The following is a 23,993-nucleotide window of genomic DNA, read 5'->3' as shown; positions in this document are numbered from 1 at the left end:
ATGATCTTAATGCAGTTTCTAATAAGAATGATTCAGCTTTATGTGACGCGCCGGTGGTGAAAAACCGGAAGAATCCGTTCGATCTTTTTTTCTTGCTGAGCGACGGCAGGAGGAAAGGGCGGCGCTCCAGGCCGCCCGGCCGTCAATGCATCGCCATGCCGGAGCCGCCCCGAGGGGCGCTGGCGCGGTGGTCCTCGATCGCCGCGATCTGCCCGGCGCGCAGGCGCAACAGGCGATCGGCGACGTCGAAATAGCGGTCGTCGTGGGAGATCACGATCAGCGTCTTGCCCTGGGCGCGCAGCTCGGGCAGCAGCTCGGTGTAGAAGATGCGGCGGAACTCCGGGTCCTGGTCCGCCGCCCATTCGTCGAACACCAGCACCGGCCGCTTCTCCATCCAGGCCTGCACCAGGGCCAGGCGCTTGCGCTGGCCGGTGGACAGATCCGTGGTAGAGAACTCCTGGCCCTCGAGGCTGACCTTGTGGGCGATCTCCAGGCGCTCCAGGTAGCGACCGGCTTCGGCCGGGATGTCCTGGCTGCCCTTGAGCAGGTCCTCGAAGAGGAAGTAGTCGGCGAAGATGGTGGTGAACAGCTGGCGGTAGTCGTCGCGATTGGCATCGGTGACGGCGGCGCCATTGAGCAGCAACTCGCCGCCGCGCGGAGCGTAGAGGCCCAGCAGCAGCTTGATCATCGTCGTCTTGCCGCAGCCGTTGTCGCCGGCGATGAAGAGGATTTCGCCACGCTTGACCGTCAGGTTCAGCGGGCCTACGCCGAAGCCTGGCGAGCCATCGTCAGTCGGGTAGTGGTAGGCCAGGTCGCGCAGCTCGATGGACTGGAAGGCCAGCGGCTCGCGACCATCGTCGGCCAGCAGCAGGTTCGGCTCCGGCGAGGAGAAGCGCACCGACAGCTCGGCGATGCGGCGGAATGCCACCTGGGCGCGGGTCACCACCGGCAGTTGGCCGATCAGGCCTTCCAGCGGACCTTTCATATAGAGCAGCACCAGGATGAAGCCCGACAGCGTCGCCTGGTCGGTGCTCGGCCACAGCGACTGGTAGGCCAGGGCCACGCCGATGACGATGAAGAACAGCGTCGAGCCGAAGCCCTTGGCGACGTTGAACAGGTTGATCGAGCGCAGCTGGATGTCGCAGATCTCGTCGGCAGTGCCTTGCAGGCGCTCGCTGTAGTGCTGGAAGCGGCGCGGGCGGCTGATGCGCAGCTCCTTGGCGCCCTCGGCGATGGCGCGGTAGTGCTTCTGCAGCTCGTCTTCCTTGTCCCGCGCCTCGAAGAAGCCCTTGATGCCTTTCGCCCGCGCCACGTACTGCACGGCGCTGCCGATGACGATGGCCACGGCGGTGGCGAGGAACATCGGCGGCGACAGCCAGGCCAGGTAACCCAGGCAGCCCAGGGTGGTGGTCAGCGCGACGGCCAGCGGGGCGAAGGCGAAGGCGAAATCGCTGATGGTGTCGATATCGTGGGTCAGCACCGGGATCAGCCGGTGGCTGCGGTAGCGCTCGATCTGCTCGATCGGCGCGGCGATGATCTTGCTGCCCAGCTCCTTGCGCAGGCTGGCGATGACGTGCTGGCCGACGTAGTTGGTGCCGCGGTCGGAGATGATCGAGCCGACCAGTGCGACGACGCACAACCCGCCGAAGCCCAGCAGCAGAGCGGCGCTCATGCCGCCTTCGGCGTGCAGGCCGTAGTTGATGGTGGCGAGCAGGGCGGTGATGGCAGCGCCGCCGAGAATGCCCAGCAGGGTGGCGATGGTCAGTGGCAGCCAGTAGGGCCGCAGCAGCTTGAGCATTTCGCGCAAAGCGCTTGGAGCGGGAGTCTGCATCGTCTATTCCTGAACCCGGCCTGCCGGAAGACAGGCCGCACAACGGGACGAGACGGCAGCGCGGATCAGGAAATCATCGGCAAATCCGAATCGTTCCTATCAAGACGAATGAGCCGGGAAAAAACTGAAGAGAATTTGCGAAAGTCTCTCAAACAAGCGGGCGTTATGGCTGGCCTGGATGCGTCGGTCGTTAGACGGCGGATAACGCTGGCGCGTTATCCGCCCTACGGGAGAGCAGGGGCGGCGGCGCAGGGCGCATAACCCGGAACGGGTTATCCGCCAACCCGGCTAGAGCTGAACGTACCGACTCGCCAGCACCGTACGACCCTGGCTGTCCTTGCGCAATTCCACCGGCAGCACCTTGGGCAGCGAATCCACCAGCGCCTGCAGGTCGTCGGTGCGGTAGATGCCGCCGATGCGCATGGCCGCGGCGGTGGCGTCGTCGAGGAACACCGGCTGCCTGAGGTAGCGGTTGATCAAGGGGATGGCGGCCTGCAGGGTCAGGTCGTCGATCACCAGCTTGCCTTCGGTCCAGGCGATGGCGCCGGCCGGCGCCACCTGGGCCAGCTCGATGCGCTCGCTGCCCTGGCTGTAGCGCGCCTGCATGCCCGGTGTGAGCTGGGCGCTGTTGCCGTCGACGCTGTCCGGCGGGCTGACCACCACCGAGCCTTCGAGCAGGGTGACGAGCATCTGGCGCTGGTCGGTCCAGACGTTGAAGCGTGTGCCGGTGACCCGCACGCTGCCGTTGTCGGTCCATACCGAGAAAGGCTGCAAGGTGTCGTGGGTGACCTGGAAATACGCTTCGCCGCCGCTTTTCAGCCAGGCGCTGCGACGGTCGCGGAAGTCGGCGAAGATCAGCTGCGAATTGCTGTTGAGCTCGACCTTCGAGCCATCGGCCAATTCCACCAGGCGCGGCGCGGGCTGCGCCGCGTAGTAGCCGATCCGTGAGGGCAGCAGCCCGGCCGACCAGCCCGCCGACCACAGCGCCCCGACGGCTACCAGTACGCCTGCGGCCACGGCGGCGATGCGCTTGCCGCTGCGCGGACGGCGGGCGCTGCTGCGCGGACGCGCCCCAGCCAATGGAGTCGGTGCTGCGGGAGCAGGAGCTGCGCGCAGCGTCGACGGCAGTCGTTCGGAGAGCTGCCAGATTTCCAGCATCGCCTCGTATTCCACCTCGTGGCGAGGGTCGAGCGCGAGCCATTGGGCGAACTCGGCGCGCTCGGCGTCGCTGCACGCTTCGTCGTGCAGACGCGCGCACCAGTGCGCAGCTTCGGCGCTGATGCGGTCATCGTCGAACGGGGCGGGGGAGCTGTTCATCAGGGATCTCGGTAAGGCCGTTTGCGGCCGATATCACACTTTCTTTTCGCGTTGATGCGAGTGATTATAAATAAGCCTGACTCGGACTGTCAGCAGGCGCCTGCAACCTCGACTGTTTTTCATAGGATGCCCGACGGGGTGGAAAGCGCGTTCATCCGTTACTACAAGGAACTGGTCCTGTACCTGAATCGTACCCTTGGCGATCGCCAGGCGGCGGCCGATCTCACCCAGGAGACCTTCCTGCGCCTGCTCGACCGCAAGGGCGAGGAGCCTATCGAACAACCGCGGGCGTTTCTCTACCGTACGGCGGTCAATCTGAGCATCGATCTGCACCGGCGTGGCCGTGTTCGACGCAGCGAAGAGCTGGAAAGCCTCGACCGCGAAGGCTGCCTGGACGAGCGTTGCCCGCAGGAAGAGGCCAGCCACCAGCAGCAGTTGCAGATGCTCCAGCGCGCCCTGGGCGAGTTGCCCGAGGCTTGCCGCCGTGCCTTCGTCCTGCGCAAGGTCGACGGCTGCAGCCACAGCGAAATCGCCCAGACCATGGGCATTTCCCGCGACATGGTGGAAAAACACATCGTCAACGCCATGAAGCACTGCCGCCTGCGCCTGAAGGCCTGGGGCGGGCAGGGCTGAGCCCCGCGCCGGGTCCATCCCGTAGGAGCGGACTCCGTCCGCGATGGGTAGGCTGTGCTCCCTGTTCCAATAGAGCGGTGGCGAATCGATCGCGGACAGAGTCCGCTCCTACGGCAATGCACCAACCGGTATTTACCTGATTGACGCGCAACTCCCGCGGGGATTTAGTCCCACGGGGCCCGCGCGGGTTTTCTGGGAAAAATCCTGCTGCCGCTCGCCGCCCCTCATTCTGAAATTTTCATGACTTAGTGAGAATCATTCTAAATTTCGCCGGACCTGCCTCGTCTCTCCAGATAACGCGCTATCGACAGCGCAAATCATGGGCGACACGCAGGAGCGAGCGCCGACCGCCGGATGGCGGGGCGCTCCGGGCAGAGCAGTAAGCCGCCGCCTCCCGCGTGGTCACGCCCCACGGCCATCGCGACACAGGACATTGGCACCATGACCCAGATGATCACCCCGACCTACGACGTGCTCGGCATCGGTTTCGGCCCCTCCAACCTGGCGCTGGCGATCGCCCTGCAGGAGCAGGCGCGACGCGAGGGTCGTCACTACCACGCGCTGTTCCTCGACAAGCAGGCCGACTACCGCTGGCACGGCAACACCCTGGTGGCACAGAGCGAGCTGCAGATTTCCTTCCTCAAGGACCTGGTGACCCTGCGCAACCCCACCAGCCCCTACAGCTTCGTCAACTACCTGCACGCCATGGGGCGGCTGATCGACTTCACCAACCTGGGCACCTTCTACCCGTGCCGCATGGAGTACAACGACTACCTGCGCTGGGTCAGCGAGCAGTTCGCCGAGCAGCGCGTCTGCGGCGAGACGGTCAGCCGCGTCGAGCCGGTGCAGGGGCCGGACGGCATCGAACTGGTCAAGGTGCTCTCCACCGATGCCCGCGGCCACGAGCGCTTCCGCCTGGCGCGCAGCGTGGTGGTCAGCACCGGCGGCACGCCGCGCTTCCCGTCGGCCTTCAGCCACCTGCGTGACGATCCGCGCGTGTTCCACCACGCCCGCTACCTGGAATGCATGGCCAAGCAGCGCTGCAACCAGAACGAGCCGATGCGCATCGCGGTGATCGGCGGTGGCCAGAGCGCGGCGGAAGCCTTCATCGACCTCAACGACAGCTACCCCTCGGTGCAGGTCGACATGGTCCTGCGCGCGGCGGTGCTCAAGCCGGCCGACGACAGCCCCTTCGTCAACGAAATCTTCGCCCCGCGCTACACCGACCTGGTGTTCAACGAACCCAAGGCCGAGCGTGAGAAGCTGATCCAGGAGTTCCACAACACCAACTACTCGGTGGTGGATCTGGACCTGATCGAGCGCATCTACGGCATCTTCTACCGGCAGAAAGTGGCCGGTGTGGACCGCCACGCCTTCCTCTGCCGCCGCAATGTGGAAGCTGCCAAAGCCGACGCCGAGGGCATCGAGCTGACCCTGCGCGACAGCGCCACCGGCGCGGTGGAAACCCATCGCTACGATGCGGTGATCCTCGCCACCGGCTACGAGCGCAAGTCGCACCGCGAACTGCTCGCGCCGCTGCAGCACTACCTCGGCGATTTCGAGGTCGGCCGCGACTACCGCGTACTGGCCGACGAGCGCCTGCACGCCGGCATCTACCTGCAGGGCTTCACCCAGGACAGCCACGGCCTGAGCGATACGCTGCTGTCGGTACTGCCGATGCGCGCGCAGGAAATCGCCGCCTCGATGTTCGAGCATCTGCCGCCCCAGGAATCCGCGCACAAGCCCAGCCGCCCGCTGAAAGCCGAAAGCGCCTGAGCCGCCCGGCGCGGACAGAACGTCCGGGCCGACTAAATTCCTGCCGACCCTGCTCGTCATACGGGCGGGGTCGTTGCATTCACGAAAGGTGATTCACCATGAAGCCGGATTTTTCCCTGCCCTTGCCCGATGGCCGCGTTCTCTCCGCCGATCGCGGCGCCAACGCCCTGACCCTGCTGCTCGACGGCCAGCCACTGCTGGCTGCACAACGCGAAGGTGATTGCTGGCAGCTGGCTGCCGCGCCTTCCCCGCAAGCTTTGTGGGCGTTGGCTTACTGGACCTTCGCCAGCGACGCGCAGAGCGAGCGCGTGCAGTTCGCCGCCGCGGATGTTCCCGCCGAGGTGTTCGAGCAGGGCCTGGTGAATCGCGACGAAGTCGGCGGTCGCCTGCAGATCGAACGCGCCGCCTTCTGGCAACTGCCCTCCGCCTGGCACAAGGGCGTGGCCAGCGCCGACTACCCGCAGGTCTACCGCATCAGCGGCGGCCGTCGTCATCCGCTGCGGGCGCCCAAGCCTCGGGGCGAAGTCTACCGTCGCTTCGACGCCAAGCTCGGCCAATGGATTTCCCTGCGCACCCTGGACATCGACCTGGACCTGGAGCGCTTCAACCGCTGGCAGAACAGCCCGCGCGTTCTGGAATTCTGGCAGGAGGGCGGCACCCTGGAGCAGCACCGCGCCTACCTGGAAAAGGCCGCCGCCGACCCGCACACCACCACCCTGATCGGCTGCATCGATGACGGACCCTTTGCCTACTACGAAGCCTACTGGGCCAAGGAAGACCGCATCGCGCCGTTCTACGAAGTGGGCGACTACGACCGCGGCATCCACATGCTGGTGGGCGAGGAAAGCCATCGCGGCCCGCACAAGGTGGAAAGCTGGATGACCGCCCTGGTGCACTACCTGCTGCTGGACGACCCACGCACCCAGCGCATCGTCGCCGAGCCGCGTGCCGACAATGCGAAGATGATCGGCCACATGCAGCGCCTGGGCTTCTGGCGCGAGAAGGAATTCAACTTCCCGCACAAGCGCGCCGCGCTGATGGTGCAGAGCCGGGAAACCTTCTTCGAGCGTTGCGGCCTGTGCTGACAGCGGGTCTTTGCCGGATTGAGGGCTGTCGGTGATCGCAGCCCTCGCACCCCTGTATTTCGGCGAGTTCGCCAGCTACCGCGAGGTGCTGGTGACCCGCGACGATCCCCGTCCCTCGATTCCCGCGCGCGCCTTGCTGCAGCGCGAGATGCTCGACAGCGTGCTGCGCCGCTTCGACCCACCCCACGCCGACGGCGACCGTCGCGCCCTGGCTTCGCAGTGGTCCAAGTGGTACCTGGTGCGCCTGATTCCACCGGTGGTGGCCGCCGCACTGGCACTGGGCCGCACGCTGCCGTTGGCGTTCGACGAGGTGGAGGTGGTGCTGGATGCCCAGGGGATTCCCGAGGCGTTCAAGTTGCCAGGGGAGGGCGGACCTTTCGCCATGCAGCCGGGCGATCCGTTCCAGCGTTTCGCCCACCTGCTGGAGGGCCATCTGCAGCCCTTCATCCAGGCCCTCGCCAGTGAGGTGCGCCTGTCGCCCAAGGTGCTCTGGAGCAACGCCGGCAATTACTTCGAATGGTTCCTCGGCGAGATGGCCAGGTTGCCGCCGCTGGCTCCGCTGCTCGGCCACGGCCGCGAACTGCTGGCAACCGAGCGCCGCCCGGATGGCACGCGCAATCCGCTGTACCAGCCGATCCAGTATGTCGAAGTGTCCTGCGAACAGCGCGCCGACGGCCTGTGGCGGCAACGGCGGACCTGCTGCATCCGCTATCGGCTGGGTACGATCGGGCATTGCGACAACTGCCCATTGATAGATGAACCGCCGGCGGAGCCGAGCGACCTTTAGCAGAACACCTGATCAGCGTTTCCGCTCGCACAGGAATCGAGGTGGAGCACGGACGTAGGATGGCGTGGAGCGCAGCGATACCCATCGCTCGATATCCGCGCGCCGACAGCATGGGTATCGCAAGCTCCACCCATCCTACAGATGCGCTCGCTGGGGAGGGAGGCGGCGGATAACCCGTTCCGGGTTATCCGCCCTACGTACTACGCACAGACACCAGCGCTGGCCCTGGCCCTGGCTCTGGCTCTGGCTCTTGAAGTCTTCCAGAGAAACTTCCGCACGCGCCGAAGTGCCCCTTTCAGGAGGCCGAAGGTGATCGGAGTTCCAGGGGTTGAGCGACATGGATGTCGCGAGAGCGTTGTCGGGCCAGGGATGGCCCGTCAATGCGGGCCCCTGGAACTCCGAGGAACCGAGGGTACTTTTCGCGAAGCGAAAAGCCGGATGGCAGGGGCGAGACCTTTGCCTCCTTTGGGTCGTTTGCCAAAGGAGGTCGCCCGAGGGGGCGAAACAAGACGTCTGCGCGCACGCCGAAGCGACGCTGAAACTCCGAACCCGAAGCAAAAGCATCGCGGACAAAGTCCGCTCCTACGCAACCAGGACAACCGGAGTTGCCCAGTAAGCGCCGAACCAGCCGGCGCATCGGGCACATGGGCTGGACGCCCCCGCCCAACCCGCAGGCCGGTGCCGACCTCAACGCAGATAACTGATCGGCGACCCATCCACCGGGTTGTTCAGCACACCCATGGGAATCCCGTAGATGTCCTCCAGCGTCTCCCCGCGCATCAGCTCGGCCGGGGTGCCCTGGGCCTGCAGGCGGCCGCCGTGGAGGGCGATCAGGTGGTCGCAGTAGCGCGCCGCCATGTTGATGTCGTGCAGCACCACCAGCACGCCCAGGCCCAGCTCGCGGCTGAGCTCATGGACGCGGGAGAGCACCTCTACCTGGTGAGCGATGTCCAGCGCCGATGTCGGCTCGTCCAGCAGCAGGTAGCGGCTGTTCTGCGCCAGCAGCATGGCCAGCCAGACGCGCTGGCGTTCGCCGCCGGAGAGCAGGTCCACCGGGCGGTCGGCGAAGGCGAGGGTATCGGTGAGGTCCAGCGCGCGGTCGATCTGCTGGCGGTCTTCCGCGGTCACCCGGCCCAGTGCGCCGTGCCACGGGTAGCGGCCGAAGGCGACCAGCTCGCGCACGGTCAGGCCGTCGGTCTGCGGCAGCTGTTGCGGCAGGTAGGCCACCTGGCGTGCGAAGTCGCGATTGCCCCAGTCCTGCAGCGGCTTGCCGTCCAGGCGGATGCTGCCGCCGCTGGCCTGTTGCTGGCGCGCCAGCAGCTTGAGCAGGGTGGACTTGCCCGAACCGTTGTGGCCGATCAGGCCGATCATGTTGCCGTCGGCCAGCTGCAGGCTCAGCGGTTGCAGGAGGGTGCGACCGGGGACGCTGAAACTGACATTTTCCAGTTCGAACATGGGGTCATCCGTAGCGGCGGCGTGGCCGGAAAAAGCGGGAGCCCGACTCTAATCCAATCGCTAATGCTTATCAATTTTCCATGGCCGCGCGGAACCGTCGGATGGATTGCCTGTCCCTGTCCGAAAGCGCTTATGATTCAACGTCGTACATGATCTGGTAGGGCCCATGGAGTCTGCTGTCGAACGCTACAAGCGGCTGGTCGCCGAAGCCCTTGCACGTTATTTCCCCCGCACCACCGAATACCTGCGCGCCGAGCGCGAAGCGGCGCAGCCCAAGCCGGGTGCGCGTGGCAAGGCGAAAGGTAGGACCAAGGCGCCGGCCAAACGCACCGCCAGGGCCAAGAAGGACGGCGACGCGCCTGCGCCCAAACGAGCGCGAGTACCCGCTGTCGCCGGCATCTACGGCACGGCCACGGCTCCCGACGAGCAGCACGCCATCGACATGCGCCAGCGCGTGGCCCAGGCCGCTGCCCACGGCGTGGTGAGCCCGCCGTCGGACGAGCAGTGGGCGATGATCCTCGCGCCCGAACCGCTGACCCGCATCTTCGCCGGCGCCGGCTCCGGCAAGTCCACCACGCTGGTGCTGCGGGTGGTCTACCTGCTCTGCCATCTGGGTATCGAGGCCGAGAAGGTCACGGTGATTTCCTTCACCAACGCCTCCTGCGCGCAGCTGCGCGAGCAACTGGTGAAGGTGCTCGGCTACTGGGGCCATCCGTTCGACGCGGCGCAGGCGCGGCAGTGCGTGCGCACCTTCCATTCGGCCATGGGCACCTTGGCGAAGGTCGCGCTGAAGAATCCGCGCTGGTTCGAGCAACTGGACGAACGTACTCCAGCCGACGAACTGGACAACCCCTTGCTCGCCGGCCGCCTGCGCCCGGCGCAGCAACGTCTGCTCAAGCAGGTCTATCAGCAGTGCTACGTCGACCAACCGGCTTTCCGCACGCTGGTGCATCAGTTGCTGGAACTGCCGCCAGCGCCGGAAACCGGCGAGGACGGCAAGCCGCCACGCATCGGCAAGGCGCCGCTGGATGCCTTCAAACTGGCCGGCGAGTTCACCGCACTGCCGCTGTTCGAAGCCTTCTACGCGCAATCCGGGTTCATCGAGAGCATCGGCCTGCGTATCGCCCAGTTGCAGCCGAAAAAGCTCGCCTGCCCGGCCCGCGAGCGGCAGTTCCTCGAAGCGCTGCAGCTGTTCTGGGCGGCCTTCGACGCCGCCTTGCAGGAGCAGGGCCTGCTGACCTTCAACCTGGCCTTCCAGCGCCTCACCGACCAGCTCGGCGACGGCAAGCTGCCGGCCGAGGCCCTGGCGCCGTTCCAGCACCTGCTGATCGACGAGTTCCAGGATGTCTCGCCGCAGATCGTGCAATGGCTGCAGGCGCTGCACCGCGACCTCGCCAAGCGCGGCGAGGCGGTCAGTCTGATGGCTATCGGAGACGACTGGCAGTCCATCTACGCCTGGCGCGGTAGCTCGCCGGAGCTGTTCATGGACTTCGACCGGCACTTCCCCAGCAAGGGGCGGCGCAAGAGCCGCGTGCTGCTGCTGGAGACCAACTACCGCAGCATCGACCCGGTGATCCGCGATGGCGAACGGGTGCTGGTGGGGGTTGCCAGCAAGCAGGCCAAGACCTGCCGCGCGTTCAAGTCGGCGGAGGCGGGCGACCACGGGGTGAAGCTGGTGCAGCGTTTCGATGCGCGCAACAGCCTGCCACTGCTGCTGGAGGAAATCCGCAAGCAGTGCGAGCACGTCGCCGCGCGCGGCTCGCGGGAGAAGACTGCCGTGCTGCTGCTCAGCCGGCGCAATGAAACCCTGCAGACCATCCTCGGCGAGCTGGACCGCAAGCTGCCGGTAAAGGGCATGACCATCCACCGCGCCAAGGGTTTGCAGGCGGAAGTGGCGATCATCGTCGACGACTGCGCGCCGCCGGAAAAACACCCGCTGCGCAGCGCGCTGTATGCGGCATCCGGCTTCTTCTCCAGCAGCTACGACCAGGCCCAGCAGGACGAACAGCTGCGCCTGGCCTACGTGGCGATCACCCGTGGCGTGAGCCGGGTGTTCTGGTTCACCCGCAAGGCCCAGGGGCCGACGGCGATCCTGGCCATGCGGCGCAGCGTGGAAACGACTCCAGCCTGATTCGGAGTGCGGGAATCAGTCGTCGCGGGTGAGCACTTCCAGCAGCTCGATCTCGAACAGCAGGTTGGAGTTGGGCTGGATGTGCGCGCCGACCTGGCGTTCGCCGTAGGCCAGGTGCGCGGGGACGAAGAGCTTGCGCTTGCCGCCGACCTGCATGCCCATCAGGCCGATGTCCCAGCCCTTGATCACCCGGCCGGTGCCGATCACGCACTGGAACGGCCGGCCCTTGTCGTACGACGAGTCGAAGACCGTGCCGTCTTCCAGGGTGCCCCTGTACTGGGTGGTGATCAGGGCGCCCTTGACCACGGCCTTGCCGTCGCCGACGACGATATCTTCGATCTGCAGTTCGCTGCCCATGGCGTTCTCCGGTGCTGCGGGTGCGGCACGAGCGCCGCGAGGGCGTGCGTTTTCGCAGGAATACGCGGCGAAGGCAAGCCTCACTCGGGCCTGGCGTAGAGCGACGATTGCCGGCCGCTGCGGGCGCGGCCCCAGATTTCCTCGTCGCTCAGGCCGGTCTGGATCAGCTCCACCGGTACGCCGCCGTCGATGATCACCGCCACGCGATAGTCGTCGATGGGCTCGTAGGGCCCGAGGACGACTTCCTTGCCCTGGATCGCCCGCTCCAGATCCGAGACCTTGAACGCCGGGTGCGGCAGGCTGCGCATCAGTGCATGCAGGGTGCTGGCAGGGCCGTAGCGGTGGTACTGCACGTGCAGCAGCTCGCTGTCGGCATCGCTGGTGTACATATCGTACAGCGCGCTGTAGCGCTCGCCCTCGCGCGGCTGGTCGGTGGGAATGCCCAGGTGGTGGAACTCGTAGGTGACGCCGTCGCGCTCGAACATGATGGGCCCTGGCCGGAGGATCAGACCGGCAGTCTGCGCCCGGTGGATGCTGCCGTCGAGCCTGACCGTCCGTCGCAAAGCCCGCCTCGCCAGCCCTCCAGGCAGGCATTCGGGGAATTCTGGGCAATGCTCAGCAGGCGAGCCGAAAACACCGGAGACCGCCATGCCCCGTCACGTCCTGCAACTGGCCTGCCTGACCGTCCTCTGCCTTGCCTTTGGCTGCAGCAGCCAGGCGGGGCCGCCGCAGGTCGATATCGGCGAGCGCCACGGCAACCTGCGTGCCGCCCAGGAGCATATCGTCCAGGCCTGGCGGCTGATCGGCGAAGCGCAGTACGACAACAACTCGAAACTCGGCGGCCATGCCGGGCGGGCCCGTCAGTTGCTCGCCGAGGCCGATGCGGAGCTGCGTGCCGCCGCCGACGTCGCCAACGAACATGAGCTTTGAACACCCCAGGGAGATCCCCATGAATCGCATCAGCCACGCCTTCTTCATCGGCTTCGCCGTCTTTGCCCTGAGCGCCTGTGCGGCGAACGGCGGGGGCGGTTATGGCGAGTCCAACAACGTGCCGGGCGAGATGGAAATCCGTACCGGGGTAGTGGAGCAGGTCACCGACACCCAGGTGAAGACCAACCACGACACCGGCGTCGGCGCGATTCTCGGCGGCTTGGGCGGCGTGGCGCTGGGCAGCCTGATCGGCCGCGGCACCGGGCGCGACGTGGCGATGATCGCCGGTGCCCTGGCCGGTGGCGTCGGCGGCAACTACGCCGAGCAGCGCCAGTACGACAAGCCCCAGGAGGCGCAGCAGGTCGTTGTGCGGATGAAGAATGGCGTGCTGGTCTCGGTGACCCAGCCGGTGAATGCCGAGCTTCACCCCGGCAGCAAGGTCTATATCGAAGGGCAGGGCGGCGGCGCCCGCGTGGTGCCCCAGGGCGACTGAGTCAGTCGGCCAGCTCGGCCATGATCCAGTCGCGGAACGCGGTGACCCGTGGGTCCTGCGCGCTGGCCTGCGGGTAGACCAGGTTGTAGGCGTAGTCGTCGGCCACCCGTACGCCCAGTTCGAAAGGCTGCACCAGCAGACCCTGCTCCAGCTCGCGCATGACCATGGCGCGGTCGGCCAGCCCCACCGCGCCGCCTTCCAGTACCGCCTGGACCACGTGGCTGGTGTCCTCGAAGTTGACGCAAGCGCTGGCGTCGAAGTCCTCCACGCCGGCCGCGGCCATCCAGCGCGACCAGTCCGGCCAGGCCGCTCCTTCGGTTTCGCACACCACATGGCACAGCGTGTGGGCCTGCAGGTCACGCGGCTCGCGTAGGGGCAGTTGTTCTTCCAGCAGGCTCGGGCAGCACACCGGGACTATCTGCGTATCGAACAGGCGCTCGGCGAGCAGGCCGGGATAGCGCCCGCTGCCGAAACGGATGGCCAGATCGATATCGTCGACGGCGAAATCCCGCAGCTCGTCGCTGACATCGAAGCTGAGTTTCAGTCCCGGATGCAGCGCGCGGAATTGCGGTAGCCGCGGCAGCAGCCAGTGGGTGGCGAAGCGTGCAGTGAGCGAGACCCGCAGTTGCTCGGACGTCCGCGCCAGCCGCCGCGCCCGCACAGTGGCGCGATGCAGCAGGCCGAGGGATTCCGCCGCCGCTTCCAGCAGCAACGCACCCGCCGGAGTCAGCTGGATGCTGCGGCTGGTACGCACGAACAGACCGAGGCCGAGCTGATCCTCCAGCTCCTTGATCTGGTGGCTGACCGCTGCCGGGGTGAGGCCGACTTCCTCCGCGGCGCGGGTGAAATTCAGGTGGCGGCCGGCCGCCTCGAAGGTGCGCAGCGAGCGAATGCCGGGAAAGGGACGGCTCATCGATCTTCAAACCCTGCTTGATGATCTGACGAGAAATACTCGTTTCTCCTGGCTTCGTCAAAGGCCGATAGTTTGATCACCTTGAAGATTGCCTTGAAGATTCCCTTGAAGATTCCCTTGAAGAAAGCCGAGCAGAGGAAGCCAACGCCATGTCCGCCATCCATCCCTACATCACCCAGCGCAACGCCCACCCCGCCAGCGCCGATGACCTCGCGCCGCTGGCCTTCGCCGGCTATGCGCACTTCACCGCCATGCAGGTGCGCGGCGGCGGTATCCGTGGCCTGGACCTGCACCTGGAGCGCCTGCGCAATGCCTCGCAGCGGCTGTTCGGCCAGAGCCACACCGACGAGGAAATCCGCGCGGCCCTGCGCGCCGCACTGGAGCAGGCACCGGCGGACACCTCGCTGATGGCGACCGTCTATTCGCCGGCCGGGGAGTTCACCGTCGCCGGCCCCGAGCATCGCCCCGAGCTGCTGGTGCGAACCGCGCCGCCGTCTGACGGGCCGCAAGGCCCGCTGTCGCTGGCCATTGCCGGCCACGAGCGGGTGCTGCCGGAGATCAAGCACGTCGGCGAGATCGCCAAGACCTGGTACCTGCGCGAAGCCGTCGCCGCTGGATTCGACGATGCGGTGTTCACCGATCATCGCGGCCGCTTCAGCGAGGCGACCATCTGGAACCTGGCGTTCTGGGATGGCGAATCGGTGATCTGGCCGCGGGCGAAGATGCTCACCGGCACCACCCTGGGCATCCTCCAGCGCCAGTTGGAGAGGCTGGGCGCGCGCCAATCGTCGCTGAGCATCGACCAGCAGGACCTGCCGCGCCTGGCCGGCGCGGTGCTGATGAACTCCTGGACGCCGGCGGTGCCGGTAAGCCGTATCGGTGAGGTGGAGATTCCGCCGGCGCCGGAGTTCGTCGAACTGCTGCGCAGCGCCTTCGAAGCGGAGCCACGCGTCCGGCCCTGAGGAATGTCTGCGGTTGGGCGGTTCGCGAGCAAGCTCGCTCCTACAGGACCAGGCAGCGCTGCTCTTCGTAGGAGCGAGCTTGCTCGCGAACAGAGGATTACCCCAATGCGCCGCGACTTCGAGGCGGAGCCGCGCATTCGGCCCTGATTCAGAGAGGCAGGAGACCGGCGCGCTGGCGATGCTGCGCCGGTGCCGGTCGCTCGCAACGCAGGAACAGGCCGCGCCCCGGTTGCAGGTGCGGCTCCCCGTCGAATACCACCTCGCCACGTGACAGGGTGAACGCCGGCCAGGCTTGCAGGTGCATGCCTTCGTAAGGCGTGTAGTCGACGTTGTGGTGCAGCATGCGGTTCTCCAGGCGCAGGTCCAGGCCATCGTTCCAGATCACCAGGTCGGCATCGGCGCCAATGGCGATGGTGCCCTTGCGTGGCGCCAGGCCGTAGAGTCGAGCGGCATTGCTGGAGGTCAGCGCGACGAACTGCTGCGCGCTGATGCGACCCTTGAGCACGCCTTCGGACCAGAGCAGCGGCAGGCGGGTTTCCACACCGGGGATGCCGTTGGCGATGCGCTCGAAGGAGGCGTCGTCACCATGGGCGCGCTTGCCGTCCGGGCCGTCGTAGCAGAACGGCGCGTGGTCGGAGGAGAACACCTCGAAGCTGCCATTGACCAGGCCGTTCCAGATCACCGACTGGTTGGCCGCATCCCGTGGAGGAGGGCTGCAGATGCATTTCGCCCCTTCGAAGCTGTCATCGCAGCCCAGTGCGTCGGCGGTGAGGAACAGGTATTGCGGGCAGGTCTCGGCATACACCTTGAGCCCCTGGCCCTGGGCCCAGCGAATCTGCTCGATGGCTTCGCGGCCGGAAACGTGGACGATGAGGATCGGCACGTCCACCAGTTCCGCCAGGGCGATCGCCCGGTGGGTCGCCTCGCGCTCGACCAGCATCGGCCGCGACGCGGCGTGGTAGCGCGGCGCGCTGTGGCCCGCCGCCAGCAAGCGCTCGGTCAGCCAGCCGATGCAGTCGCTGTTTTCCGCATGCAGCATCACCATGGCGCCGTGCTCGCGGGCGACGCTGAGGGTTTCCAGGATCTGCCGGTCATCCAGCTTGAGCGCGTCGTAGGTCATGTAGATCTTGAACGAGCTGTAGCCTTCGTCGATCAGCGCGGGGAGTTCCTCGCGCAGGACCTGCTCGGTCGGATCGGTGACGATCAGGTGGAAGGCGTAGTCGATCAGTGCCTTGCCGTCGGCGCGGCGGTGGTAGTCCTCGACGGCAGCGCGCAGGGATTGGCCTTTCTGCTGGCAGGCAAAGGGAATCACCGTGGTGGTGCCGCCGCAGGCGGCCGACAGCGTGCCGCTGCGAAAATCGTCGGCCATCCGCGAGCCATCGCCGGTGGACTGGTCGAAATGCACGTGGCTGTCGATGCCGCCGGGTGTCACGTAGCGGCCGGCGGCGTCGATCTCGCGCCTTGCCGCCGGCAGGTCGCGGCCCAGCGCAACGATGCTCCCGTCGCGCACCGCGATGTCACAGTGGAATTCGTCCGCGGCGGTGACCGCGCGGGCGCGGCGGATGACCAGGTCGAACGGAGACGTCGGTGCGCTGGCGGGATCGTTCATCTCAGCTGCGCTCCAGCCAGGCGCGGGCGATCTGCTCGCGGGTGGCGAACCAGACGTCGGCGTGCTGCTGGGCGTACTCGATGAAGCGCTTGATCGCCATCACCCGGCCGGGGTGGCCGACCATGCGCGGGTGCAGCCCGATGGAGAGCATGCGCAGGCCATCGGCGGATTCCTCGTAGAGCACGTCGAAGCTCTCCTTCATGTACTCGAGGAAGTCCGAAGCCTGGTTCAGCCCCGGCGTGTTCCAGTAGCGGAAGTCGTTGACGTCGGAGGTATAAGGCACCACCAGGTGGCGCTTGCCTTCGACTTCGACGAAGTAGGGCACGTCATCGTTGTAGGCGTCGGAGTCATAGAGGAAGCCGCCTTCTTCGGCAACCAGCCGGCGGGTATGCACACTGGCGCCATAGCGGCAGTACCAGCCCACCGGACGCTTGCCGCAGGTGCGCTCGAAGGACTCGATGGCCAGGCGGATGTGCTCGCGCTCCTCGGCTTCACTGAGGCGGAAGACCTCTTCCCAGCGATAGCCGTGGCTGCAGATTTCGTGGCCGAGTTCGACGGCGGCGCGGGCGACGTCCGGGTTCTGCTCGAAGGCCACCGCACAGGCGTGGAAGGTGGCCGGTACATCGGCGGCCTGGAGGATATCCAGGATGCGCCAGATGCCGACGCGCGAGCCGTATTCGTACATCGACTCCATGGCCAGGTTGCGCACGCCGGGCGGGCACTGGTAGCTGCCCCACTCGGTCATCGACTCCTGGTCCGCATCGCCCATGGCCAGCGAGCGCTCGGAGCCTTCTTCGTAGTTGATCACCAGGCTGATGGCCAGGCGCGAGCCGTTCGGCCAGCGACCGGTGGGGCGTTTCTGGCCGTAGCCAACGAGGTTGCGAACAGGTTCTTTCATGCAGACGGACTCCTGGCAGCGGCCCAGGGGCCGCACCGAACAAGAGGGTTTTTTGTGGAGTAGCGGGGTGGATCAGCAGTCGATGTCTTCGAGCACCTGATGATCGAAACTGCCGTCCGCGGCCTGGCGATCGCGGAAGGCCAGGCCCATGGCCAGGGTCTGCGCGACGCAGAACGATGCGGTAAGCGATCGGAAGCCGAGCAGTTCGGCGTCGCTGACCTCGATCAGCACCGCGGCACCCTGGGCAATCGGGCTGAGCAGGCTGTCGGTGATGGCCAGCACCTTGGCACCGGCGGCCAGGGCCTGCTGGCAAGCCTCGACGGTGTCGCCGGCGTAGGGCGGGAAGCTGACGGCTACCAGCACATCATCGGCGCGCACGGCGCCGACCTGCTCGCGCAGGGTGCCGCCGAAGCCACCGATGTGCACCGACGGCCGTCCGCCGCGACTGAGCGCGTAGCTCAGGTAGCTGGCCACCGGGAACGAGCGTCGCATGCCGATCACGAAGGCGGTGCGCGAGCTTTGCAGCAACAAGATGGCCTCTTCGATGGCTGCCTGCTGGGTGCCTTCTGCCAGATGCTCCAGCGAGACGATGTTGGCCCGGCTGAACTCGCGCAGGATACCGCCGACATCGGTGGGATCTTCCAGCAGCTGTTCGCCCTTGTGGTGGCGGATGCGCTCGCTGAAGCTGCCCTGGCCGGCCTGCTGCAGAGGCTCCTTGAACAGCTTCTGCAGCTCGCTGAAGCCGTTGAACCCCAGCGCCTTGGCCAGGCGGATGAAGGCAGTGGAGGCGATACCTGATTGCTCGCTGAGCGCCGCGACGGTGTTCAGCGCGACGTCATGCGGGTGGTCGGTCAGGTAGCGCGCGGCATCGCGCATGCGCTGGGTGAGGTCGGCCTGCTGGGCGACGATGGCGGCACGCAGTTCCGTGAGATTCTTCGGGGCAGACATAAGAGGCTCGGTCAGGTTGGGGAGCTTCGATCAGCGCAGGCGATCGAGCGTGCCGTCGAGGTGTTCGACCAGCCGGTCGATCTCTTCGAGTGTGTTGTAGTGGGCGATGGATACCCTCACCACGCCGCCCTGTTGCGCCAGGCCGAGGTGTTCGATCAGGCGCCTGGCGTAGAAGTCGCCGAAGCGGATGCCGATGCGCTGCTCGTCCATGGCCCGCACCACGCTCTCCGACTGCAGGCCGTCGGCGACGAAGCTGATGGTAGGCACACGGGCGCGATCCTTCACCTGCGCCCGGCCAATGATACGCACACCGGGCTTGTCGCGGAGGAACTGCAGCAGCCGCTCGGCCACCCGGTCTTCCTGCTGCTCGAAGGCGTCGAAGGCGGCCTGCATCACCTGCCGCGGCTGGCCCTGGGCGCCCAGGCGGGTGCCGATGTCCAGCAGGTAGTCGTTGATGCCGACGCAGCCATGGGACAGCTCGTAGTTGAGGTTGCCGGGTTGCAGCTTGTAGGGCAGCACCTCGCGGCCGATGAAGAAGTGGTTCAGGCTCGGCAGTTCCAGCAGCGCCTCGCGCTGGCCCCAGAGCACGGCGAAGTGCGGGCCGAAGACCTTGTAGAAGCTGAACACGTAATAGTCGGCAGCGCTGGCCTGGACGTCCACCAGACGGTGCGGCGCATAGGCGACGGCATCCACGCACAGCTTGCCGCCGACCGCATGGACGCGCCGCGCCACCTCGGCCACCGGGTTGACGCTGCCGAGGATGTTGGAGGCGTGGGTCATGCTGACGTAGCGGGTGCGCGGGCTGAGCAACTGGTCCAGGTCGGCCAGCTCCAGCTCACGGCTGTCGCGGTCGACTTCCCAGAACTTCAGCGTGGCGCCGCGTTCTTCGGCCAGGCGCACCCAGGGGCCGATGTTGGCTTCGTGGTCGCTGTTGGTGACGATGATTTCGTCGCCGGGCCCGATGCTCGGCGCCAGGGCGCGGCAGAGCGTCTGCAGCAGATGGGTGGTGGAGCCGCCCATGATCACTTCTTCGTGGTGGCGGGCGTTGATCAGCTGGGCGATGGCCTGGCGGGCCTGCAGCACCAGCGCGCCGGCATCCACCGAGCCGCCGTAGGAGGCGCCCAGCTGCACGCTGTGGTTGAGCAGGTAGTCGCGCACCCGATCGGCCACGCGACCCAGCACCGCCGAACCACCGGCGTTGTCGAGGTAGGCGAAGCCGTCGGCCAGCATGGGGAACTGGGCGCGCACGTAATCCATGTCGAGTGCGCCATGGCGGGAGGCAAGGGGCAGGTTCAAGGCAGTGCTCCTATTCGGTGAGCATTATTCAGTGATGCAGGATGGCCTGCAGGAAGGCCTGGGTGCGCGCTTCACGGGGTTGGGTGAAGAAGGCCTCGGGTTGGCTTTCTTCGACGATGCGTCCGCTCTCCATGAAGATCACCCGATCGGCCACGCGCCGGGCGAAGCCCATCTCGTGGGTGACCACGATCATGGTCACGCCGGTGCGGGCCAGGGCCTGCATGACGTCGAGCACCTCGCCGACCATCTCCGGGTCGAGCGCGGAGGTGGGTTCGTCGAAAAGGATGACCTTGGGCTCCATCGCCATGGTGCGGGCAATCGCCACGCGTTGCTGCTGGCCGCCGGAGAGTTGGCCGGGCAGCTTGTGCGCGTGGCTGGCCATGCCGACCTTTTCCAGCAACACCCGGGCGCGGGCCTGGGCGTCGCGGCGTGACATCTTCCTCACGCGGATCGGCGCCAGCGCCACGTTGTCCAGCACGCTCAGGTGCGGATAGAGGTTGAAGCCCTGGAACACCATGCCCACTTCGCTGCGGATATGCGCCAGGCGCGGGCCGCTTTCGACGCGCTCGCCGGCCACCAGGATGTCGCCCTGCTGGTAGTTCTCCAGCAGGTTGATGCAGCGGATCAGGGTCGACTTGCCCGAACCGGAGGGGCCGAGGATGACGACCACCTCGCCCTCGACCACATCGAGATCGATGCCGTGCAGCGCCTGGAAATCGCCGTAGTGCTTGGACATGCGCTTGACCTGGATGATCGGCTTCATGCGGCTTTGCTCCGGCTGTGATTGCGTTGCTCGATCCAGCTCACCAGCTGCACCATCGGCAGCAGCAGGAGCAGGTACATGGCGGCGGCGCCAACCAGCGGCGTCGGGTTGGCCGCCAGTGCCTGCGCCTGGGTCGCCTGCTTGAGCAGGTCGGGCATCGCCACGACCGAGGCCAGCGCGGTGTCCTTCATCACGTTGATGCAGTTGCTGGTCATCGGCGGCATGACGATGCGCATGGCCTGCGGCAGGATCACGTCGCGCATGGTGTGGAAGAAACCCATGCCCTGGGAGGCCGCGGCCTCGAACTGGCCCCGCGGGATGGCCTCGATGCCGGAGCGGAAGATTTCCGCGGCATAGGCGCAGGAGACCATCGACAGCGCCACGGTGGCCGCGGCGAAGGATGACAGGCGAATGCCCATGAACGGCAGCGCGTAGTAGATCAGCACCAGCAATACCAGCAGCGGGATCGAGCGCAGCACATCGATGTAGGCCCGTGCCAGGGCGCGCAGGGGCGCCAGGGCGTACAGGCGGACCATCGCCAGTGCCAGCCCGCCGACCAGGCCCAGCACGATGCTGACGAGACCCAGCATGATGGTCACGCCAAGCCCGCGCAGCATCACCGGCAGGGCGTCGACGAAGACGCTCCAGTTGAAGAAGGTATGTAGCAGTTCCATCGGGGCTTCCTGAAAGAAGCGGCCTTAGCAAGGCGGCCTCAGCGAAGCGGCGCCGCCAGGGGCGCCGCATGGCAGGGAGGGTTTCAGCGCGGCGCGTCGACCACTTCCAGGGTGCTGGAGCCGGCGCTGGCGTCGGCGCCGAACCACTTCTTGTGCAGGCCGGCGATGTAGCCGTCCTGTTTCATGGCGCTGATGATGTCGTTGAGCTGCGCCGAGGCCGGCCAGTTCTTCGCGTGCATGATCGCGTAGCGCTCGCCGGTGGGGATGTGCGCGACCACGGCGTACTGCGGCTTGTCCTTGATGTAATAGAGCACCGCGGGAATGTCGCTGATGTAGCCGTCGATGCGCCCGGAGGCGAGGTCGAGCATGGCCGGGGACAGCCCTTCGTAGCGCGACACGTCACCGATCTTGTATTGCGCGCCGTGCTGGCCGACCCACATGTCGCCGGTGGAGCCGGTATCGACGCCGACCACCTTGCCGGAGAGGTCGTCCAGGCTCTTGATCGGGGAGGACTTGAGCACCGACAGGGACTGGTCGCTGTCGTAGTACGGCTGGGCGAAACCCACTGATTCCAGGCGCTTGGGAGTGATGGTGATGGAGGAAATGGCCAGGTCCGCGCGCTGCGACTGCACGGCGCTGAACAGGCCATTGAAGGGGATGTTGACGAACTCGACGGTCTTGCCGGCGCGCTTGGCGGCCTCGCGGACCACGTCCACCTCGAAGCCGACGATGTCGCCCTTGGCATCCTGGAATTCCCAGGGCACGTTGCCGACGTTGGCGCCCACCGTCCAGTCAGCGGACCAGGCGCTGGAGGCTCCGGCGGCGAAGGCGGCTGCCAGGGCGAATCCCGCTACACACTTTGCTTTCATTGCTGCTCCCCTCGTTCTTGTTGTAAAGAGGCCGCTGTTGAAAGGGCCTGTTCTGAAGAAGCTGGCGATCCCGTCTGGGGGATCTGTCGCCGAGGGTAAGCCTGTAAATCAAATAGTTCAATAACTAATTTTACTGAATTAAATAGTTCTATGAGAGTGCATTGCGCACCCTTTCGGGGCGCCCCCGGCAGAGCTCTGGGGGCAGGAAATGCGCGCCCCAGAGCCTTCCCTTGAAGTTTCCTGCACCGCTTTGCAGCAGGCGTTGGTCTGTCAGTTCAGGTGGGCCTTGAAGCCGCTCACCTGCGGTTCGATCTCCTCGCGCAGGGTCAGCGCGGGGATCTCGTAGTCGCCGCCGTTCTGTCGGCGGAAGGGGATGGGCGCCGTGGTCTGCAGGGTATCCAGGCGTTCGCCCAGCTCCTGTTCGATCTGCGCGTAGCGCTGCTCATCCACACGGCTGGTGCGGTACACGAGGTAGGGCGGCAGGACGTCGAAACCGGGGTAATGCAGCACACCGTGGTGGATCGGGAACAGCAGGTCGTCGATCGGTCCGTTGATGCCGCGGGCACTGTAGTGCGATTCCCAGCCGCCGGTGGTGACCACCAGCATGGCGCGCTTGCCGGCCAGGTTGCCCTCGCCGTAGCGGTCGCCCCAGCGGGCATCGGAGTGCTCGCCCACGCCATAGGCGAAGCCGTAGGCGTACACCCGTTCGAACCAGCCCTTGAGGATCGCCGGCATGGTGAACCACCACAGCGGGAACTGCAGGATCACCGTGTCGGCCCAGCGCAGCTTGTCCTGTTCGGCGGCGATGTCCGGGCTTTGCCGGCCGGCGGCGTAGGCGCGCTTGGAATCCTGCGAAGGGTCGAAGCGCGCGTCGGTGTCGCGGTCGAGGCTGTCAGAGGCGTCCAGCGTGGCTTTCCAGTTCATCGCGTAGAGGTCGGAGACCTGTACTTCATGACCGGCGGCCTGCAGGCGGCGCACGGCGAAATCCTTCAGCGAACCATTCAGCGAGCGCGGTTCGGGGTGGGCGTAGACGATCAGTACATTCATGGCGGTTCATCCGGTGAGGAGGGGATGAGCGCAGTCTGGGAGTTGCCGAGGTATAGTTGAAATGAATATCCGGTATCCCAGGTATATGAATGAATAATCTGCGCAGGCTCGACCTCAATCTGCTGGTGACCCTGGACGTGCTGCTCGACGAGCACAACGTGACCCGCGCGGCCGAGCGGCTGAGTTTCTCCCAGCCCTCGGTGAGCGTGCACCTGGCCAAGCTGCGCGACATCTTCGACGACCCGCTGCTGCTGCCCGGCCCACGCGGCATGCGCCCTACGGCCCGGGCGGAGTCCCTGCGCGAGCCGTTGCGCGTCGCCCTGGAAGCGCTGGAGCAGGCGGTGGCGCCGTCCGCACCTTTCGACCCGGCGCAGGCGGACAACACCTGGCGCATCGCCGCCACCGATTACGGCGAGTCCACCGTCCTGCTGCCGGCCTTGAGCGCTATCCGCGGCAGCGCGCCGGGCACGCGCCTGGCACTGGTGGAAATGTCGCCGCCACGTATCGCCCGGCAGGCGGAGCAGGGCGAGATCGACCTGGCCTTCCACACCACCGAGGGCAGCCCGCCGGGCATGCGCCGCCGCACGTTGTTCAGCGAGCGCTACGTACTGGCCGGCCGCGCCGGGCACCCGAAGCTCAAGCGCAAGCCGAGCCTGGCGCAGTTCTGCCAGCTGGAGCATGTGATGGTGTCGCCCGATGGCGGTGGTTTCAGCGGCGTGACCGACGAGGTGCTGGCGGCGGCAGGCTTGAGCCGGCGGGTGGCGTTGTCGGTGCCGCACTTTCTCTTTGTCATCTCGGCCATCGCCAGCAGCGACCTGGTGGCGATGGTGCCGGCGCGGCTGGTGCGGGATAACCTGGCGCTGCGGGTGGTGGAGGCGCCGGTGCAGGTGCCGGGGTATGAGATGTCGATGCTGTGGGACGAACGCTCGCACCGTGATCCGGCGCATCGGTGGTTGCGTGAGCAGATTGCCGGCTCGGTTTGAGGCTTTGCATTGCTGTAGGAGCGAGCTTGCTCGCGAACCGGTTCGCCGGCCGCTTGGGTGCTGGGCGGGTTCGCGAGCAAGGACTAGGCGTCCCCCTCGCTCCCACAGGTTGGACTTCGGAGCTGGGCAAGCCCTCACCCTAACCCTCTCCCAGAGGGAGAGGGGACCGTTCGGAGCAGGATGAAGCCGCCGCGTCAGCCGGCACGGACTGCTCCCTCTCCCTCTGGGAGAGGGCT

Annotated in this window: 23 protein-coding genes; 9 read left to right on the top strand and 14 right to left on the bottom strand. The window is 66.5% G+C overall.

Annotation, left to right across the window (positions count from 1 at the left end):
- Positions 1 to 142: 142 nt before the first annotated feature.
- Complete coding sequence (locus tag HNP46_RS17920; RefSeq protein WP_184591438.1) at positions 143 to 1,831, bottom strand: cyclic peptide export ABC transporter; 1,689 nt, start codon at positions 1,829 to 1,831, stop codon at positions 143 to 145.
- Between the two features lie 288 nt (positions 1,832 to 2,119).
- Complete coding sequence (locus HNP46_RS17915) at positions 2,120 to 3,148, bottom strand: FecR family protein (protein WP_184591436.1); 1,029 nt, start codon at positions 3,146 to 3,148, stop codon at positions 2,120 to 2,122.
- Between the two features lie 126 nt (positions 3,149 to 3,274).
- Between HNP46_RS17915 and HNP46_RS17910 the strand changes: the two genes are divergently transcribed.
- The 4 genes from HNP46_RS17910 to fhuF all read left to right on the top strand — a co-directional run bounded on the left by HNP46_RS17910 (position 3,275) and on the right by fhuF (position 7,429).
- Entirely contained in the window at positions 3,275 to 3,781 is a 507-nt protein-coding gene (locus HNP46_RS17910; protein ID WP_184591434.1) for a sigma-70 family RNA polymerase sigma factor, read from the top strand.
- A 441-nt stretch (positions 3,782 to 4,222) separates the two neighbouring features.
- On the top strand, positions 4,223 to 5,557 hold the full coding sequence (locus tag HNP46_RS17905; protein WP_184591432.1) for a lysine N(6)-hydroxylase/L-ornithine N(5)-oxygenase family protein: 1,335 nt from the start codon (positions 4,223 to 4,225) through the stop codon (positions 5,555 to 5,557).
- A 98-nt stretch (positions 5,558 to 5,655) separates the two neighbouring features.
- The gene (locus HNP46_RS17900; protein ID WP_184591430.1) at positions 5,656 to 6,642 is read left to right on the top strand and encodes a GNAT family N-acetyltransferase; all 987 of its coding nucleotides are present in this window, start codon (positions 5,656 to 5,658) and stop codon (positions 6,640 to 6,642) included.
- A 31-nt stretch (positions 6,643 to 6,673) separates the two neighbouring features.
- Positions 6,674 to 7,429, top strand: coding sequence for a siderophore-iron reductase FhuF (fhuF, locus tag HNP46_RS17895; protein ID WP_184591428.1), 756 nt, complete (start codon positions 6,674 to 6,676; stop codon positions 7,427 to 7,429).
- A 687-nt stretch (positions 7,430 to 8,116) separates the two neighbouring features.
- Here the strand turns inward: fhuF and HNP46_RS17890 are convergent.
- Complete coding sequence (locus HNP46_RS17890; RefSeq protein ID WP_184591426.1) at positions 8,117 to 8,884, bottom strand: ATP-binding cassette domain-containing protein; 768 nt, start codon at positions 8,882 to 8,884, stop codon at positions 8,117 to 8,119.
- Between the two features lie 166 nt (positions 8,885 to 9,050).
- Between HNP46_RS17890 and HNP46_RS17885 the strand changes: the two genes are divergently transcribed.
- Positions 9,051 to 11,015 (top strand): DEAD/DEAH box helicase, encoded by a 1,965-nt coding sequence (locus HNP46_RS17885; RefSeq protein WP_184591423.1) that lies wholly within the window; start codon positions 9,051 to 9,053, stop codon positions 11,013 to 11,015.
- A 15-nt stretch (positions 11,016 to 11,030) separates the two neighbouring features.
- On the opposite strand, the gene HNP46_RS17880 is transcribed toward HNP46_RS17885, so the two are convergent.
- On the bottom strand, positions 11,031 to 11,372 hold the full coding sequence (locus HNP46_RS17880) for an FKBP-type peptidyl-prolyl cis-trans isomerase (protein ID WP_184591421.1): 342 nt from the start codon (positions 11,370 to 11,372) through the stop codon (positions 11,031 to 11,033).
- Between the two features lie 80 nt (positions 11,373 to 11,452).
- Entirely contained in the window at positions 11,453 to 11,857 is a 405-nt protein-coding gene (locus HNP46_RS17875) for a hypothetical protein (protein WP_184591419.1), read from the bottom strand.
- A 163-nt stretch (positions 11,858 to 12,020) separates the two neighbouring features.
- Between HNP46_RS17875 and HNP46_RS17870 the strand changes: the two genes are divergently transcribed.
- Complete coding sequence (locus tag HNP46_RS17870; protein WP_184591417.1) at positions 12,021 to 12,302, top strand: hypothetical protein; 282 nt, start codon at positions 12,021 to 12,023, stop codon at positions 12,300 to 12,302.
- Between the two features lie 19 nt (positions 12,303 to 12,321).
- Positions 12,322 to 12,795, top strand: a complete 474-nt coding sequence (locus HNP46_RS17865) for a glycine zipper 2TM domain-containing protein (RefSeq protein WP_184591415.1) — start codon at positions 12,322 to 12,324, stop codon at positions 12,793 to 12,795.
- Between the two features lies 1 nt (position 12,796).
- Here HNP46_RS17865 and gcvA read toward each other — a convergent pair whose 3' ends face one another.
- Positions 12,797 to 13,708 carry a transcriptional regulator GcvA gene (gcvA, locus tag HNP46_RS17860; RefSeq protein ID WP_184591413.1) on the bottom strand — a complete coding sequence of 304 codons (912 nt, stop codon included), beginning with the start codon at positions 13,706 to 13,708 and terminating at the stop codon, positions 12,797 to 12,799.
- Positions 13,709 to 13,857: 149 nt separating this feature from the next.
- Between gcvA and HNP46_RS17855 the strand changes: the two genes are divergently transcribed.
- On the top strand, positions 13,858 to 14,670 hold the full coding sequence (locus HNP46_RS17855) for an aminotransferase class IV family protein (RefSeq protein WP_184591411.1): 813 nt from the start codon (positions 13,858 to 13,860) through the stop codon (positions 14,668 to 14,670).
- 148 nt (positions 14,671 to 14,818) lie between these two features.
- On the opposite strand, the gene hydA is transcribed toward HNP46_RS17855, so the two are convergent.
- From hydA to HNP46_RS17815, 8 genes are all read right to left on the bottom strand, one after another.
- A complete protein-coding gene (hydA, locus tag HNP46_RS17850) occupies positions 14,819 to 16,279 on the bottom strand; it encodes a dihydropyrimidinase (protein WP_184591409.1) in 1,461 nt (486 codons plus the stop codon).
- 1 nt (position 16,280) lies between these two features.
- A complete protein-coding gene (locus HNP46_RS17845; protein ID WP_184591406.1) occupies positions 16,281 to 17,177 on the bottom strand; it encodes an allantoinase PuuE in 897 nt (298 codons plus the stop codon).
- 72 nt (positions 17,178 to 17,249) lie between these two features.
- Positions 17,250 to 18,125 (bottom strand): MurR/RpiR family transcriptional regulator, encoded by an 876-nt coding sequence (locus HNP46_RS17840; RefSeq protein ID WP_184591403.1) that lies wholly within the window; start codon positions 18,123 to 18,125, stop codon positions 17,250 to 17,252.
- Positions 18,126 to 18,155: 30 nt separating this feature from the next.
- Positions 18,156 to 19,421: a cysteine desulfurase-like protein gene (locus HNP46_RS17835; protein ID WP_260403197.1), complete on the bottom strand. Its 1,266-nt coding sequence runs from the start codon at positions 19,419 to 19,421 to the stop codon at positions 18,156 to 18,158.
- Positions 19,422 to 19,449: 28 nt separating this feature from the next.
- The gene (locus HNP46_RS17830) at positions 19,450 to 20,184 is read right to left on the bottom strand and encodes an amino acid ABC transporter ATP-binding protein (RefSeq protein WP_184591401.1); all 735 of its coding nucleotides are present in this window, start codon (positions 20,182 to 20,184) and stop codon (positions 19,450 to 19,452) included.
- Positions 20,181 to 20,858, bottom strand: a complete 678-nt coding sequence (locus HNP46_RS17825) for an amino acid ABC transporter permease (protein ID WP_184591399.1) — start codon at positions 20,856 to 20,858, stop codon at positions 20,181 to 20,183. The genes HNP46_RS17830 and HNP46_RS17825 overlap by 4 nt, the downstream gene beginning before the upstream one ends.
- Before the next feature lie 83 nt (positions 20,859 to 20,941).
- Positions 20,942 to 21,727 carry a transporter substrate-binding domain-containing protein gene (locus HNP46_RS17820; protein WP_184591396.1) on the bottom strand — a complete coding sequence of 262 codons (786 nt, stop codon included), beginning with the start codon at positions 21,725 to 21,727 and terminating at the stop codon, positions 20,942 to 20,944.
- A gap of 270 nt (positions 21,728 to 21,997) precedes the next feature.
- Positions 21,998 to 22,774 carry an NAD(P)H-dependent oxidoreductase gene (locus HNP46_RS17815; protein ID WP_184591394.1) on the bottom strand — a complete coding sequence of 259 codons (777 nt, stop codon included), beginning with the start codon at positions 22,772 to 22,774 and terminating at the stop codon, positions 21,998 to 22,000.
- An 89-nt stretch (positions 22,775 to 22,863) separates the two neighbouring features.
- Here HNP46_RS17815 and HNP46_RS17810 point away from each other — a divergent pair, with 89 nt between their 5' ends.
- Positions 22,864 to 23,757 (top strand): LysR family transcriptional regulator, encoded by an 894-nt coding sequence (locus tag HNP46_RS17810; protein WP_184591391.1) that lies wholly within the window; start codon positions 22,864 to 22,866, stop codon positions 23,755 to 23,757.
- Positions 23,758 to 23,993: the final 236 nt, after the last annotated feature.

This window comes from Pseudomonas nitroreducens (genome assembly GCF_014204515.1).
Classification (GTDB): Bacteria; Pseudomonadota; Gammaproteobacteria; order Pseudomonadales; family Pseudomonadaceae; genus Pseudomonas; species Pseudomonas nitritireducens_A.
The sequence above is the reverse complement of the archived record's forward strand: the minus strand, read 5'-3'. Positions and strand labels throughout refer to the sequence as shown.